Source organism: Isoptericola sp. NPDC056134, assembly GCF_042264825.1.
Taxonomy (GTDB): Bacteria; Actinomycetota; Actinomycetes; order Actinomycetales; family Cellulomonadaceae; genus Isoptericola; species Isoptericola nanjingensis.
Genome location: NZ_JBHJVM010000020.1, coordinates 29,792 through 44,920, shown reverse-complemented (window position 1 = coordinate 44,920; position 15,129 = coordinate 29,792). Strand labels below are relative to the sequence as shown.

General features: G+C 72.0%; 8 protein-coding genes. 3 read left to right on the top strand and 5 right to left on the bottom strand.

The annotated features are described in order from the left end of the window. Positions 1-21 precede the first annotated feature (21 nt). Complete coding sequence (locus tag ACFCZN_RS16945) at positions 22-1,092, bottom strand: class I SAM-dependent methyltransferase (protein WP_429764635.1); 1,071 nt, start codon at positions 1,090-1,092, stop codon at positions 22-24. Positions 1,093-1,143: 51 nt separating this feature from the next. Further along, complete coding sequence (locus ACFCZN_RS16940) at positions 1,144-2,403, bottom strand: nucleotide sugar dehydrogenase (protein ID WP_430557518.1); 1,260 nt, start codon at positions 2,401-2,403, stop codon at positions 1,144-1,146. A 446-nt stretch (positions 2,404-2,849) separates the two neighbouring features. Between ACFCZN_RS16940 and ACFCZN_RS16935 the strand changes: the two genes are divergently transcribed. Next, complete coding sequence (locus tag ACFCZN_RS16935) at positions 2,850-4,967, top strand: acyltransferase family protein (protein WP_430557517.1); 2,118 nt, start codon at positions 2,850-2,852, stop codon at positions 4,965-4,967. Between the two features lie 45 nt (positions 4,968-5,012). Here the strand turns inward: ACFCZN_RS16935 and ACFCZN_RS16930 are convergent, their stop codons facing one another. The 3 genes from ACFCZN_RS16930 to glf are packed head-to-tail and all read right to left on the bottom strand — an operon-like array spanning position 5,013 to position 10,757. After that, complete coding sequence (locus ACFCZN_RS16930) at positions 5,013-7,589, bottom strand: polysaccharide pyruvyl transferase family protein (RefSeq protein WP_430557516.1); 2,577 nt, start codon at positions 7,587-7,589, stop codon at positions 5,013-5,015. 52 nt (positions 7,590-7,641) lie between these two features. Next, a complete protein-coding gene (locus tag ACFCZN_RS16925; RefSeq protein WP_430557515.1) occupies positions 7,642-9,603 on the bottom strand; it encodes a glycosyltransferase in 1,962 nt (653 codons plus the stop codon). Then, positions 9,600-10,757: a UDP-galactopyranose mutase gene (gene glf, locus ACFCZN_RS16920; RefSeq protein WP_430557514.1), complete on the bottom strand. Its 1,158-nt coding sequence runs from the start codon at positions 10,755-10,757 to the stop codon at positions 9,600-9,602. The genes ACFCZN_RS16925 and glf overlap by 4 nt, the downstream gene beginning before the upstream one ends. Before the next feature lie 314 nt (positions 10,758-11,071). Here glf and ACFCZN_RS16915 point away from each other — a divergent pair, with 314 nt between their 5' ends. Together ACFCZN_RS16915 and ACFCZN_RS16910 are read left to right on the top strand one after the other, a co-directional pair. After that, on the top strand, positions 11,072-12,583 hold the full coding sequence (locus tag ACFCZN_RS16915) for a S8 family serine peptidase (protein ID WP_430557513.1): 1,512 nt from the start codon (positions 11,072-11,074) through the stop codon (positions 12,581-12,583). 269 nt (positions 12,584-12,852) lie between these two features. Then, entirely contained in the window at positions 12,853-15,039 is a 2,187-nt protein-coding gene (locus tag ACFCZN_RS16910) for a hypothetical protein (RefSeq protein ID WP_430557512.1), read from the top strand. Positions 15,040-15,129 lie beyond the last annotated feature (90 nt).

Sequence of the window (15,129 nt, the reverse complement as noted above, 5' to 3'; positions counted from 1 at the left end):
GGGGCGGGCGGGCAGCCGAGGTTACTCATAGGTCAGCACCTCGGAGACATCGTTCCTGTATTCGGCGCGCCGGAGGCGGGGCAGATCCTCGAGCCAGTGCTCGATCGCCTTCCTCTCGTCCTCGCGGTGCACGTCGTCGACCAGGACGTGAGAGTCGGGGAGCAGCGCCCCGTGCAGCACGGGGAGCGCGGGATAGCGGGCGAGCGGGCCGGTCGCCTCGGGCGGTCCGTCGACGACGAGCAGGTCGATCGCCCCGAGGGTCGCGGGGTCGACGTCGTACCAGGGGAACTCGCCACGCGGGGTAGACGTCGTCACCAGAGGTGCGTGACGGACCTCGGCCACCTCGGACAGCCCGTGCCGCTCGAGGGACGACCTGGTTCGCGCGGCGTACCCCTCCAGGTGGTCGAGCGCGGTGACCCGGCCGCGGCCGTTCTGGCGCAGGGCCATGGCGATCCAGAAGGTGGAGGTGCCGCTCCCGCACTCGACGACGTGCTCGGGACGCCGACGCTCGATCTCGTCGACGAGCCAGACGAGCGCGGTCGGATCGAGGGCCCAGCCCCCGACGTCGGGGAGCGGGCCGGAGACGTCGAACTTGGACCGGAGCTGATCGAGCGCCTGCATCTGGGTGAGCAGGGTCCCCGGCCGCGCCGCATGGACCAGGCTCCGGACGTTCTCGACCCGTCGCCGGAGGTGCCGGACGTCGCCGTCCAGACCGTCGAGCCTGGCGGAGACCTCGCCCAGCGGCGGCACGACGTCGGCGCGCACCGTCGCCTCGAGGTCGGAGCGCCACCGCGCGACCGACGTGTCGGTGCGTGCCACCTGGCGACGGAGCTGCGCGGTCGCCGACGTGGTGACCTTGCGCTCGCGCGCAAGCTCCTTGCGGAGCTCACGAAGCTGTTGCTCGGCAGCCTGCGCGCGAGCGGATGCCGTCCCGGCCCGCCGGTAGGTCAGTACCGCGACCCCCGCGACCCCGCCGACCAGCGCGACGAGAACCGCCAGCGCGACGTCGGCGCTGCCCAGGAGGGCGGCGACGACGCCCACGACTGCTGCCACGGCGACCACTGAGAGGGCCGTGAGGCTTCGGGCGCGCATGGGGCTCCTTCGACGTCAGGTGTTCGGCGCCGGTCCGTTCCGGCCCGCCGGTCAGAGCCGGATGGCGTCGGGGTGGGTCGTCGCGCCCTTCGTGTCGAAGAAGCGCACCGACTTCTCCGCCAGTACATCGACATCGTAGGCGCTGTGGTTCTGCACCAGGATGACCAGGTCCGCGTCGAGGATGGCCGTGTCGAGGTCCGCGACCCGGTCCAGGACCTCACCGTTGACGTGCCACTGCGCGACGTGCGGGTCGTGGAACACCAGGTCGGCGCCCTGGGCCACCAACGCCCGGGCGACCGCGACCGCGGGCGACTCCCGCTGGTCGGCGATGTTCGGCTTGTACGTCACGCCCAGCACCAGCACCCGCGAGCCACGCATCGCCTTCGCGTCCTCGTTGAGGATGTCCTGGGCGCGCCGCACCACGTACGACGGCATCGTCGCGTTGATCTCCTGCGCCAGCTCGACGAACCGGAACGGGTAGCCCAGACGCGAGCGCACGTTGTGGCTCAGGTAGTTCGGGTCGATCGGGATGCAGTGCCCACCCACGCCGGGGCCGGGGTAGAACGCCTGGAACCCGAACGGCTTGGTCTTCGCCAGCCGGATCACGTCCCACAGGTCGATGCCCAGCTCGTGGCAGAACCGCGCCATCTCGTTCACCAGCGCGATGTTGATGTGCCGGTAGGTGTTCTCCAGCAGCTTCGCCGTCTCGGCCTCGCGCGCACCCTTGGCGACGACGACTGTGTCCACGAACCGCGAGTACAGCGCCGCGGCACGCTCCGTGGCCTCCGGGGTCAGCCCGCCCACGACCTTCGGCGTGTTCTTCATGCCGTACGTCGGGTTGCCCGGGTCGATCCGCTCGGGCGAGAACGCCAGGTGGAAGTCCTCGCCGCACCGCAGGCCGCTCTCCTCGAGGATCGGCTTGAGGACCTCCTCCGTGGTGCCCGGGTACGTCGTCGACTCCAGCACCACGACCATGCCGGGCTCGAGCACCCCCGCCACCGTGCGGGTCGCCGCGATCACCGCACCCAGGTCCGGCCCGCCGTCCTGCCCCAGCGGCGTCGGCACGCAGATCACCACGGCGCCCGCACCACGGATGTCCTCCACGTCGGCGGTCGCGCGGAACCCCGCCTCGACCATCGAGGCCACGTCCGCGTCCGAGATGTCGTCCACGTGCGAGCGCCCCTCGTTGAGCGCGTCCACGACCGACGTCGTGACGTCGAAACCGCGCACCTGGAGGCCAGCACGCACCGCCTCCCGGGCGAGCGGCAGTCCGACATAACCAAGGCCGATCACGGCAAGGTCGAGAGGCATGGGGCCCAGGTCCTTTCGATCTGTGGTCGAGCCCGGGAGGAAGCATCCTCGAACGGGACCAGGCCACGGCGGTGAGAGGTGCGCCGGGGGACCGCGGGGGGCGGAGCTCCGGTGAACGCCGTCTGAACGGCTGAATGTCGTTGGAGAGGATACCCGCCTCCGCGGGGGCGTCGGGTACCGCCCGTCCGGCCCCGTGCGCCGGGAAACATCGCCAAGCGGACGAACCGCTCGTGGTCGGCGGGACGGTGGACCGGACATGGCGTGGAGACGTCCGGGACGTGTCGTGAAGGCCCGGTTCCCGCCGTGCCCGCGACCGGACCCGACTGCGCCCGTCACCGGTCGGCGGGCTATTCTCCGAGGCGGTCCCCGCGGGAGTGTGCGCCGGCCCGTCGGGCCGCCACGCCCCTAGCCGTCGCGTCGGGACCGACCCGATCCTGGAGCGCTGCGTGACCATCCTGTCCCCGCCCGTCCCCGCCGGCTCGTCGGCGGGCACGCCGACGCGCACCGAGGTCCGCACCGACGTGCAGGGCCTGCGTGCGCTGGCGGTGAGCGCGGTGCTGGTCTACCACCTGCTGCCGGGCACGGTGACGGGCGGCTACGTGGGCGTGGACGTCTTCTTCGTCATCTCGGGCTTCCTCATCACGTCGCACCTGCTGCGCCGGCCGGTGCGCGGGGTGGGCGACCTGCTGGAGTTCTGGGCACGGCGGGTGCGTCGCCTCATCCCCGCGGCGACGGTGGTGCTCGTGGCCACCTTGGCGGCGACGCTGCTGTGGCTGCCGTCGACGATGCACGCCCGCGTGGCGCGGGAGGTCGCGGCCGCGGCGCTGTACATGGAGAACTGGGCGCTGGCGCGGTCGGCGACGGACTACCTGGCCGCCGAGGAGCTGGCGTCCCCCGTGCAGCACTACTGGTCGTTGTCGGTCGAGGAGCAGTTCTACGTGCTGTGGCCGGTGCTGATCGGACTCACCGTGTGGGTCGCGGTGCGGTGGCGCCGGCGCGGCGCAGGCCGTCCGGCGTCGCTGTCGGCGTGGCTGCCGACGGCGGTTGTCGGGCTGGTCGTCGTCGTGTCGCTCGCGTGGTCGGTGCACCTGACCGCGACGAACCCGTCCGCGGCGTACTTCGTCACGACGACCCGGCTGTGGGAGCTCGCGCTGGGCGGGCTCGTCGCCGCGGCGGTGACGGTGCGGCCGTGGCAGCCGCCGGCTCCGGTCCGGGCGGCGGCGGCGTGGGCGGGGCTGGCAGCGGTCGTGGCGGCGGTGGTCCTCTTCGACGGGACGACGCCGTTCCCCGGCGTCGCGGCCGCCCTGCCGACGGTGGGCACGGCCCTGGTGATCGCGGCGGCCGCCGACGGCGCCCGCGGCGGGCCCGGCGGGCTGCTCGCTCTGCGCCCGGTGCAGTGGCTGGGCGATGTCTCCTACAGCGTGTACCTGTGGCACTGGCCGCTGATCGTCGTCGTGCCCTACGCGCTCGGCCGCGCGATGGGGGGTGTCGAGCTGGTGGCCGTGGTGGTGGCGTCGCTGGTGCTGGCCGCCCTGACCAAGCGGTGGGTCGAGGACCCGCTGCGCCGCCAGCCGGTGCTGGTGCGCCGGCGCGCCGCGACGTTCGGGCTGCTCGCGGTGTGCGTCGGTGTCTCCGCGGTCTGGGGCGTCTCGGCGGCGTCCGCCTCCGACCAGCGGGTGCGCGAGGCGGTCGCGTCCGCCCCCGCGCGGGTCGCCGACGCCGGTGCGTGCGCGGGGGCCGGTGCCGCCCGCGACCCGTCCTGCGACGTCCAGGGCCTGCTCACGCCGCCGGAGGCGGCCGCGCAGGACAAGCCGGCCGTCTACGCGGACGACTGCTGGAACGACCCGCCGTTCACGACCCGGAACAGCTGCACGTACGGCTCCGACGGGGCCCCCGTGCGGGTCGCGCTGCTCGGCAACTCGCACGCGGGCCACTGGGCTCCAGCCCTGGAGGCGGGGGAGGGCGCGGGGGACTGGCAGGTCGACACGTACCTCCAGTCGTCCTGCTACCCCGTCGAGCGGCTGCTGGAGTACGACGCGGCCGGTGACGCGCAGGGCTGCCTCGACACCACGCGCTGGGCGGTCGACTCGGTCGTCGACGGCGGGTACGACCTCGTGGTCCTGTCGGCGCGCACCAACCAGCTCCTGGCGGGCGTCCCGGAGCCCGAGCAGGCCGGCGCCGCGCAGGACGCCTACGCCGACACGCTGTCCACGTTCACCGACGCCGGCATCCCCGTGCTCGTGCTGCGCGACACCCCCGCGATGCCGGACGACGTCCCCGACTGCCTCGCCGCCGGGCCCGTGTCCTGGGACGCCTGCGGGGCGCCGCCGTCGCAGGCGCTCGAGCCGGACCCCCTCGCCGCGGCCGGGCGCGCGGACGACTCCGGGCTGGTGACGGTCCGCGAGGTCACCGACCTCATGTGCGACGACGAGGTCTGCCACCCCGTCGTCGGCGGGGTCGTCGCGTACTTCGACCACGGTCACCTCACCGCGACGTTCGCCCGCACCCTCACCCCCGAGGTCACCGACGGCGTGCGTGCCGCGCTCCGTACCGCGGGAGGCTGACGCCGCCCCGCCGTGGGTCGCTCGACCGACGGCGGGGCGGCGGACTCAACCGGCGGCGTGCCGGACGAGGACGTCCTGGACGTGGGTCCGCTTCGACCGCGGCACCAGGACCTGCTGGTCGTAGTGGCCGACCGCGACGAAGGAGATGAACACCTCGTTGTCGGGGACGTCGATGATCTTGCGGATCGCGGCGTCCTTCGCGCTCCCCATCGCGGTGTTGAGCGAGCACGACCCCAGGCCCACCTGGGTCAGGCCGAGGAGCAGCGACATCATGAACAGCCCGCCGTCCACGAACGGCTGGTTGCGCTCGGGGGCGAAGAGGAAGGCGTCGAGGTCGGCGGTGACCAGCAGCAGGCGCGGGGGCATCTCGTAGCCGTTGAACCCGCCCTGGATGTCCAGCACCGACCTGATGACCTGCGGGTCCTGGAACTGGTGCACGCGGGCGGCCTGGCGGTTGCACACCGACGGCGACTGCATCGCGATCTGCACGGCCCTGCTGACGTCCGCGTCGCTGACGGGCTCGTCGGTGAACTCCCGCACGCTGCGCCGCCCGTAGACCACGTCGAGGAAGCCTCGCGAGTCGTCGGTCTCGAGGCGGATCTCGCGCGTCTGCTCGGCGGGCAGCACACCGCCCTCGTGGTGCCGGGTGGTGTCGATGAGGTCCTGCGCCGCGCCGGAGAAGAGCTGACGGAAGGCGGAGACGTCGTGCTGCAGCGCCGCGTGCCGCTCGAAGTAGGTCTTCATCACGGCCGCGGAGCTCTGCAGGTAGGGGTCGTCGATGCTGAACCCGGACGCCAGCCAGGAGTTCATCTCCTTGGCGAGCCCCGGGACCGCGATCTTGCCGAAGCCCGCGCGGAAGTTGCTCCGGCTCAGACCCTTCTCGATCGCGTGGGCGTGGAAGATCATCCGCGCCCGGGCACCCGAGATCCTGTCCGCCGAGCGGGCGCGATCGTACGAACGCACCTGGCGTTCGTAGTCCGCCAGCGCCAGCGCCCTGGCCTGGCCCGCGAAGCCCTTGGCAGGGGGCCTGCCCGAGGCCTTCCGCCGTGCCGCGGCGGCGACGGCTGCGGGCACCTCCACGACCTCGATGCCACGCACCTCGGCGCCCGCGTTGCGGCCGGTGAAGTGCAGCGCGCCCAGCATGATCTCGGAGAATCCCGGGTCGGAGACGGTGAAGGTGACCGCGTCCCGGCGCGCCGTGCCCGAGCCCTGCGCGACGTTCACCTTGCCGACGGCGCGGAACTGCCCGGTCTCGGGGTTGCGGAGGTGGAGGTTGACGGCCGGCGCGTCGGTCCGGGGGGTCCAGTCGATCGTCAGCTGGTACGCCGAGCCCGGCGTCAGCGGCTCCGGCAGGGCGGTCCAGGCGTGGTTGCCGACCGCCGCGCCGTCCCGGGCCACCTTCAGCCGGGTGCCGCGCGCCTTGCGCGAGACGCGCCAGGCCTTGCCGTTGGCGCTGAACGCGGGGTTGTCCAGGGCGAACCGCTGGAAGCGGCGGATCGCGGCGGAGCCCTCGGCCTCGGGGTCCAGCGCCGTCCTCAGCCATTCCAGCGACGAGGCCCGGCCGGACTCGATGTACTCGCGGGCCTTCGTGAAGTCGATCTCCCGGGTGACGTACTCGTTCTCGGAGATCGTCTCGGCGGTGTCGGACTCCAGGACGCGGCGCTGGTCGTCGAAACCCATCGCCGCCATGAGGTTCTTGAACCGGTCGGCGCCCCGCTTGGTGTTGTAGATCGACGAGAAGGGCTTCTCGAAGATCGCCGCGAAGGCCGAGCCGTGGTAGCTGTCGGTGACGACATAGCCGGCGTCGCGGTACGCGCGCAGGAAGTTCTCCGGGGCGTCCTCGGCCAGGACCTCGACCCGCGGCTCGTCCACGAACAGGGACGTCACCTTCTCGCGCCCCTCGTCGGGGTTGGGGATCACCAGGATCTTGTCGAAGCCCAGCTTGTCGGCGATCGCCCGCGCGACGGACACCTTCTCCGGGTTGGGGTCGAGGTAGAAGACCGCGAGGTACTCGCCCCCGGGAGCCACCGTCGCCTTGTCGGCGAGGCCGGCGTAGTGCTCCTCGGGCAGCAGGAAGACAGGGTCGACGACGAGCGCCGCCTTGGCGCCGAAGACGTCCCGCGCGGTGTCGATCGCGTACTCCTCGCGCACCGAGATCGCGGTGAACTGCTGCAGGTTCGCGGCGTGCTTCGCGACGAACGGCACCTTGAACTTGTCGGTACCGCGGTTCCCGAACGACGTGCCGTAGGCCACCCGGCGGTTCTCCGGGGCGACGAAGTCCAGGAACAGGTCGTCGTTGACCCGGCCGATCAGCGGGTTCCACAGCTGGTCGCTGCCCACGACGAAGGTGCGTGCGACGTCGTTCAGGCGCGGCAGCGCGGAGTGGTGCTCCTGATCGGTGTGCTCGTAGCCGACGCGACGGGCGAAGTCCATGGAGACGATGTCCGTGGGCCAGTGCACCCGGTAGCCGTTGTAGCCGAGCGGCTCGTGCACCATGAGGACCGAGCGGCCGAGGCTCTCGACGGCGCGGTTGAGCCCGTAGTAGGTGAGGATCGAACCGTAGTTCTTGCCGTACCACCATCCGAGGATGGCGACGTCGTACTTCTTCGCCGGATCCGTCATGCGCTGTGTCCCTGCCTGCTCGTGATGCCTGCGCGGTGCCCGCATCGTGTCTTCACTCGTTCTCGTCGACACCGTGGGTGTCGAACGTCGCGCGCCACTCGTCGACCGAGGTGAACGACGGCATGGCCTTCCGGTACCGCCGGCTCAGCGGCGCCCACTGGCTGCGCAGCTGCCGGTGCAGCCGCAGGCTGCGGACCAGGTAGGCGCGGAACTTCCTCGGGTCGCGGACGTACATCGAGGCGCCCGTGCCGTCGGCCGACGTGACGACCGCGGAGTCGAGGTGCGACAGGCGCCACCACCGGGCCGCGGTGGTCGAGACCCTCTCCTCGGGCACCTCGAGCGCCTCCGGCCGCACGGCGCGCAGCTGCTTGGCCATCCCGGTCAGCGCCGACGCGAGCGCGCGCGGCTTCCCTCCGGGAGCCGACGGCACCTTGCCTCGGCGGGAGGGGCGGTGGCGCCGGGTGAGCGGGAAGGCCCCCGGGTCCTTCTCCACCACGGCGTCGGCGAACCGCGCCCGCAGCGCCCGCACCTCGGGCAGCGTGGAGCCGATCGTCGCGTGCAGGTGCTCGGGGCCCTGGAGCAGGTCCTCGAGGGCCCGCAGGCGCAGCTCGACGGCCGAGTACTGCAGCTGCAGCAGGTGCTTGACGTCGCCGACGAAGCTCGCCCGCGGCAGCTCGCCGCCGCCGCGGTACGGCGAGTGCAGCATGGCCGCGAGCCACCGGTTGCGCTGGTGGTAGTAGGCCTGCCAGTCGATCGCGTCGTCCTTGTCGACCCACGGCACGTGCCACACCGCGGCCCCGGGGAGGGAGACCGTCGGGATGCCGTGGTCGGTGGCGCGCAGGCTGTACTCGGCGTCGTCCCACTTGATGAACACGGGGAGCGACAGGCCCACCGTGCGCAGCGCCTCGACCGGGATCAGCGACATCCACCAGCCGTTGTAGTCGACGTCCACGCGCTGGTGCAGCCACGGGGTCGTGCGCAGGGGGTGCAGCGAGAAGTCGTGCCGGTCGAACGTGTTCTCGATCTTGCCCCACCAGAACGAGTAGCGGTTGACCCGCTCGCCGAAGGTGTGCAGGCACGACTTCTCGAACATCGAGAACATGTGGCCGCCCACGATCGTGGGCGTCCGGGCGAAGTCGCCGAAGGCGACCGCGCGGGCGATGCCCTCGGGCTCCGAGACGACGTCGTCGTCGAGCAGCAGCACGTAGTCGGACTCGCCGGCCTGCAGCGTCTCGGCCATGCCCCGCGAGAAGCCGCCGGAGCCCCCGAGGTTTCCCTGGCGCACGAGCGACAGGCGGCCGCCGAGCCGGGCGGCGGCCTCGGCGAAGTCGGGCTGGTCCTGGACGAGCCTGCTGCCCTGGTCGACCACGTAGATCCGGTCCACCACGTCCTGGAGGCCCTCGTCGCCGCCGAGCGCGTGCAGCTGCGCGACGCAGTAGTCGGGGCGGTTGAACGTGGTGATCGCGATGGAGGCCGTGCCCTGCTTGCGGGCGTACGACCCGTCGACGCTCCACTCCGCGGACTCGAGGGTCACGGCGCCGTCGGAGGCGTACAGGTCGAACCAGTACCAGCCGCCGTCGCCGAAGGACGCGAGCGTCAGGTCGACGTCGACGACGCCGTCCACGCTGTGGATCAACCGCACCCGCTGCGGGTTTCCCCGCGCGTTCGACTTGTACACCGCGACGGTCGCGGGCCCCGAGAGCCGGAGGCTGAGCCGCACCTCGGCGACGTCGGTCCAGCGCCGCCAGTACCCGGCGGGGAACGCGCCGAAGTAGGTGCCGAACGACGCCTCGCGGCCGTGGTCGAGGCGCAGCGACCTGCGGCCCAGCACCTCGGCTCCTGCTTCGGCGGGCGCGACGTCCGGGTGCGCCTCCTCGGCGGCGCGCGCCATCGTGAAGTCCACGTACAGCGGGAGCGTGTCCGGGTCGGCGTCCGGCGGCAGCACCACCTGGTGCACGACGCGGCGGGACACCTCGGCCTCCGAGGCCGTCTCGAGCTGTGCCAGGAGAGTCACGCCGCACCCCCGAAGACCGCGCCGAGCTTGTTGTCGACCATGGAGAGGGCGGACCCGATCGCCATGTGCATGTCGAGGTACTGGTAGGTACCCAGTCGGCCGCCGAAGAACACGTCCTTCTCGCCTTCCATGTGCTTGCGGTACAGCTGCAGCCGATCGCGGTCCGCCGAGGTGTTGACCGGGTAGTACGGCTCGTCGCCGCGCTCGGCGAAACGCGAGTACTCCCGTACGACGACGGTCTTCTCGCGCTGGTATTCGCGTTCGGGGTGGAAATGGCGGAACTCGAGGGTGCGCGTATAGGGCACGTCCAGGTCGGCGTAGTTCATGACCGGGGTGCCCTGGAAGTCGCCGACCGGCAGGACCTCCTGCTCGAAGTCCAGGGTGCGCCACGACAGCTCGCCCTCGGTGAACTCGAAGTAGCGGTCGACGGGGCCCGTGTAGACGACGGGCACCTGGCCGACGGTCGCGGCCTTGTTGACCGGCTGCCCCTCGTCGAAGAAGTCCGTCTCGAGCCGCACCTCGATGCGCGGGTGGTCGGCCATCCGCTCGAGCCAGGCGGTGTACCCGTCCACCGGCAGGCCCTCGTGCGTGTCGTTGAAGTAGCGGTTGTCGTACGTGTAGCGCACGGGGAGCCGCTTGATGATCGACGCGGGGAGTTCGGTGGGGTCGGTCTGCCACTGCTTGGCGGTGTAGTCGCGGATGAACGCCTCGTACAGCGGCCGCCCGATGAGCGACACGCCCTGCTCGTCGAGGTTCTCGGGGTCCTTGCCCGCGAGCTCGCCCGCGAGCTCGGCGATGAGCGCCCGCGCCGCGTCGGGGCCGTGCGCCGACCGGAAGAACTGGTTGATCGTGCCCAGGTTGATCGGCATCGGGAACACCTCGCCCCGGTGCGTCGTGTACACCCGGTGCACGTAGCTCGTGAACGCCGTGAACCGGTTGACGTACTCCCACACCCGCTCGTTCGACGTGTGGAACAGGTGGGCGCCGTACTGGTGGACCTCGATGCCGGTCTCGGGCTCCAGAGCGCTGTAGGCGTTGCCGCCGACGTGGTGGCGCCGGTCGATCACGAGAACGTTCGCGCCGTACTGTTCGGCGAGCCTCTCGGCAACGGTCAGGCCGAAGAACCCCGAGCCCACCACGACAGCGTCCGTCATGCGACGACCTCCTCAAGAATGCGAAAGCGGTGCCGTGACCATGCACGGCAGAAGCAGGACCACCGGGGTGCGTGCCGGGCTGGTCACGGGATCCGAGATTAGGGGCACGACAGGCCGCAAAAGTGCCGAACTGAACGGCGTCTCCTGATGATCGGACAGTGTTCATCCGGGTTCACCCGGGCGTTACCCGGACGTCAAGAAAACCCGCGACGCCGACCCGGCGGTGCGTTCGACGGGCTCTGGGGGCCCGGGCGCTCTACCGTCACCTGGTGACGGTCGCAACGAGGCGACCGCACCTCTTCGAAGGGGACACCATGAGCCTGCGCACCACCCATCGCGCGCGTCTGGTCGCCGTCGGCGCCGCCACGGCCCTCCTGATCGCCGGCGCCGGAAGCGCCGCCGTCGCCGGCGGCACCGCGGCCGAGCCGCCGTCCACGCCGGTCCCGGTGACCACCCCCGACGGCCAGACCTTCTCCTACGTCGTCAACGCCAAGCACGCGAACCCCGGCCAGACGCGTCTCGCGGAGCGGGCCGTCGAGGCGGCGGGAGGCGTCGTCGTCCAGTCGTGGCCCGAGATCGGCGTCGTGGTCGCGCACGCGGCACGCGCGGACTTCCGCGCCGACGTCGTGCGCCTCGCGCGCGGGCACGCCGTCGAGTCGGTCGGCGTCACCCGGACCGTCCCGGTGAGCGAGGGCACGCCCGCCGTCGCCGACGACGTCCCGGGTGCCAAGGGCGGCCCGTGGAAGGCGAAGGTCACCAAGAAGCCCGGTGCCGTCGCCGAGGACGGCGCCGGCGCGACGGCCGTCCCGGACCCGGGCGAGGCCACCCAGTGGGACATGGCGATGATCAAGGCCGACCGGGCGATCGAGATCAACCCGGGCTCGCCGGACGTGCTGGTCGGCGTCCTCGACTCCGGCATCGACGCCACGCACCCCGACCTCGCGACGCAGGTCGACACGGCGGCGTCCGTGAACTGCACCGCGGCGGGGCGCCCCGACACGTCGGCCACCGGCTGGCTGCCCACGACGTCCGACCACGGCACCCACGTGGCCGGGACGATCGCGGCGGCCGACAACGGGCTGGGCATCGTCGGCGTCGCGCCGGGCGTGAAGATGGCGTCCGTGAAGGTCGTCAACGACGACGGCTTCATCTACCCCGAGTACGCCGTCTGCGGCTTCGTCTGGGCGGGCCTGCACGGCGTGGACGTCACCAACAACTCGTACTACATCGACCCGTTCATGTACTGGTGCGAGGACCAGCCCGACCAGGCCGCGGTGAAGGAGGCCGTGCGCCGCGCGATCGACTTCTCCACCGACCGGGGCGCCGTGCACGCCGCGGCGGCCGGCAACGCGTCCACGGACCTGGCGAACAACACCCGCGACACGTCGAGCCCCAACGACTCGACGGCCGTGGACCGCACCATCAACTCGGGCTGCGAGGACATCCCCACCGAGGCGGACGGGGTCGTGACGGTCTCGTCCGTCACGAGCACCGGAGCCCTGAGCTCCTTCTCCAACCGCGGCCTCGGCAAGATCGACGTCGCCGCCCCGGGCAGCGCCATCGTCTCGACCGAGCTGAACGGCACGTGGGACACCAAGAGCGGCACGTCCATGGCGTCGCCGCACGTCGCGGGCGTGCTCGCGCTCATGACGTCCGCGCACCCGGACTGGACGCCCGCCCAGCTCGAGCAGGCCGTGCGCGACCAGGCGGACGACCGGCCCTGCGGGACGACGCCCGTCGGGCCGGCGTGCGTCGGGACGCCGGAGGAGAACAGCTTCTTCGGTGACGGCCTCGTCGACGCCCTCGACGCGGTGACGCTGGGCTGACCGAGCACGACGACCGCAGGGGGAGGGCGGCCCGCAGCGTGCTGCGGGCCGCCCTGCGTCGTCGACGGAGTTTCACCCGGTGCGGCCGGGTGAAAACCGCTGACCTGGGTGGATATGTCGTAGAACGTCCCTCGCGGTTCCCCATACTGACGTGCAGCACCGCCGGACCGCGCCCGCGCGACGAGGCGACCGGCCCTGAGCGGTCGTGGCCACGACGGCCGTGCTTCGTCTCGTGGTCGCTCCGCCGGCCGCTGATCCTCGGAGGACCCGTGGAACCTCTCCACCCGGCGGCGCGACGACGTCGCGGTCGCGCGGCGGCGCTCGTCACGGCCCTGGCTCTGGTCGTCACACCGCTCCTGGTCGCACCACCGGCCTCGGCGTCCGTCGTCGCGACGGAGGCCGCGGACGAACCGACGGTGGCCCCGACGGACGTCGTCGCCCCGGCGGCGGAGCAGCTCCTCGTCGACGGCACGCTGCAGGTCGGCGAGGAGGTCGCGATCGACCCGCGGCCGGAGCTGTGGGCGCCGGCCGGGATCGGGCTCGCCTTCACCTACCGCTGGTTCGCCGGCGACTCCCTGGTCGCGGAGGGCACGGAGCCCACGCTGACGCTCGGGCCCGCGACCGTCGGCGAGCAGGTCAGCGTCGAGGTCACCGGCACGGCTCCCGAGGGCGCCGTCGACGGCGCGACCTCGGCGTCGGTCGTGGTCGTCGCCGCCGGCACGGTGGCCGAGGGCGAGCTCGTGACCGACGCCCCGACGATCAGCGGGACGGCGAGGTTCGGGCAGACCCTCACCGCGAAGGCCGGTTCCTGGGAGCCGGCGGCCACCCTCACGTACCAGTGGTGGCGGGGCCACGACCCCGTCAGCGGGGCCACGAAGCCGACGTACACCCTGACGGCCGCCGACCTGGGCAGGACGATCGCGGTCTCGGTGTCGGGCGCCGCGGAGGGCTACACGTCCCGGACGCTCACGTCGGACCGGACCGCCGTCGTCGTCGCGGCCGGCCTGTCCGCGGGGACGCCCACGATCAGCGGCACCGTGCGCGTGGGCTCGAAGGTCACCGCCAAGCCGGGCACCTGGACCTCCGGGACCACGCTGGGCTACCAGTGGTACGTGTCCGGCACGAAGGTCTCGGGCGCCACGGGGTCGAGTTACACGCTGCCGTCGACGGCCAAGGGCCGGACCCTCACCGTCAAGGTGACCGGGAAGAAGACCGGGTACACCACGGTCACGAGGGCGAGCGCCGGCACGAAGGTCGCGCCGGGGGTGCTGTCGGCGCCGAGGCCGACCGTCAAGGGCACCGTCAAGGCGGGCAGCACGGTCTCCGTGTCGCGCGGGACGTGGAACCCCGGGGCGACGACCCACCGCTACCAGTGGAAGATCAGCGGCCGGTCGATCCCGGGCGCCACGCGCTCCACGTACACGATCCCGTCGAGGTACGCCGGCAGGACGCTCACCGTCGCCGTGACGGGCAGCCGCAGCGGCTACACCACGCGCACCGTGACGAGCTCCGGCACGACCGTGCTGCGCGTCTACCCCAGGACCTCCGCGCCCCAGGTCTCCGGGACCGTCCGCGTCGGCTCCACGCTCAAGGTGAGCAGCAAGGGCACCTGGAGCCCCGCACCGACGTCGTGGAAGTACCAGTGGAAGGCGAACGGCACCGCCATCAAGGGCGCCACGAGGTCGTCGTTCACGCTGACGTCGGCCCAGCACGGCAAGAAGATCACCGTCACCGTCACCGGCGTCCGCCCGGGGTACGCGACGTCGTCCCGGACCAGCGCGGCCACCGCCACGGTGGCCTGGCCCGTGGGCGTCAGCACGCCCAGGGTGACGAACCAGCCCGACGCGCTGTGGGTCACCACCGGCCAGTCCGCCCGGTTCTCGGCGTCCGCGACCGGCGGCAGGCTGAAGTACCAGTGGCAGGTGCGGACGGCGGAGTCGGGCACGTGGAAGAACGTGTCCGACCGCACCTCGTCGTCCTACGCGTTCACCGCGCGCTCCAAGCACACGCTCGCCGACTACCGCGTTCGGGTGTCGAACGTCGCAGGCACGACCTACTCGAAGCCGGCCACGCTCTGGGTCGACTCCAGCCGGTCCGACCCCTACGCGCCCGGCAAGTGGTTCGTGGGCAACTTCTGGATGCAGTCTCTCTGGGACACCGAGGCGGGGACGGTCGACGGGGTCTCCTTCGTCGATGCGTGGTTCGTCGGGTGCTCGCTCGGGGACCCGGCCGTGAGCGTCTGGGACGACCTGGCGATCTCGTACGTCGGGTCGAACGGCAAGACCTACCGTGCCTCCGCCTATCCCTACGCGACGGAGGACGGCTGCGAGCAGATCGTCGTCGAGGCCGACGGCGTCAGCAGCGCCGTCGCCAAGGGCGGTGTGTGGAAGATCGTCGACCACTCGGGGTCGTGGATGTACGGGTCGTCGACGCAGTGGGTGCGCGGGCTGGGCTGACGGCCGGCGCGTGACCACGGGTCGTGGCGGGTGGGGAGGGGGAGGAAACGGGCGGGGGCAGGAGAGGAGCATAGGTGGAGAGAATATAAA

Coding starts and splice junctions, on each gene's coding strand:
- ACFCZN_RS16945 (WP_429764635.1), bottom strand. CDS start 1,092: ATGCGCGCCCGAAGCCTCACGGCCCTCTCAGTGGTCGCCGTGGCAGCA.
- ACFCZN_RS16940 (WP_430557518.1), bottom strand. CDS start 2,403: ATGCCTCTCGACCTTGCCGTGATCGGCCTTGGTTATGTCGGACTGCCG.
- ACFCZN_RS16930 (WP_430557516.1), bottom strand. CDS start 7,589: ATGACGGATCCGGCGAAGAAGTACGACGTCGCCATCCTCGGATGGTGG.
- glf (WP_430557514.1), bottom strand. CDS start 10,757: ATGACGGACGCTGTCGTGGTGGGCTCGGGGTTCTTCGGCCTGACCGTT.
- ACFCZN_RS16915 (WP_430557513.1), top strand. CDS start 11,072: ATGAGCCTGCGCACCACCCATCGCGCGCGTCTGGTCGCCGTCGGCGCC.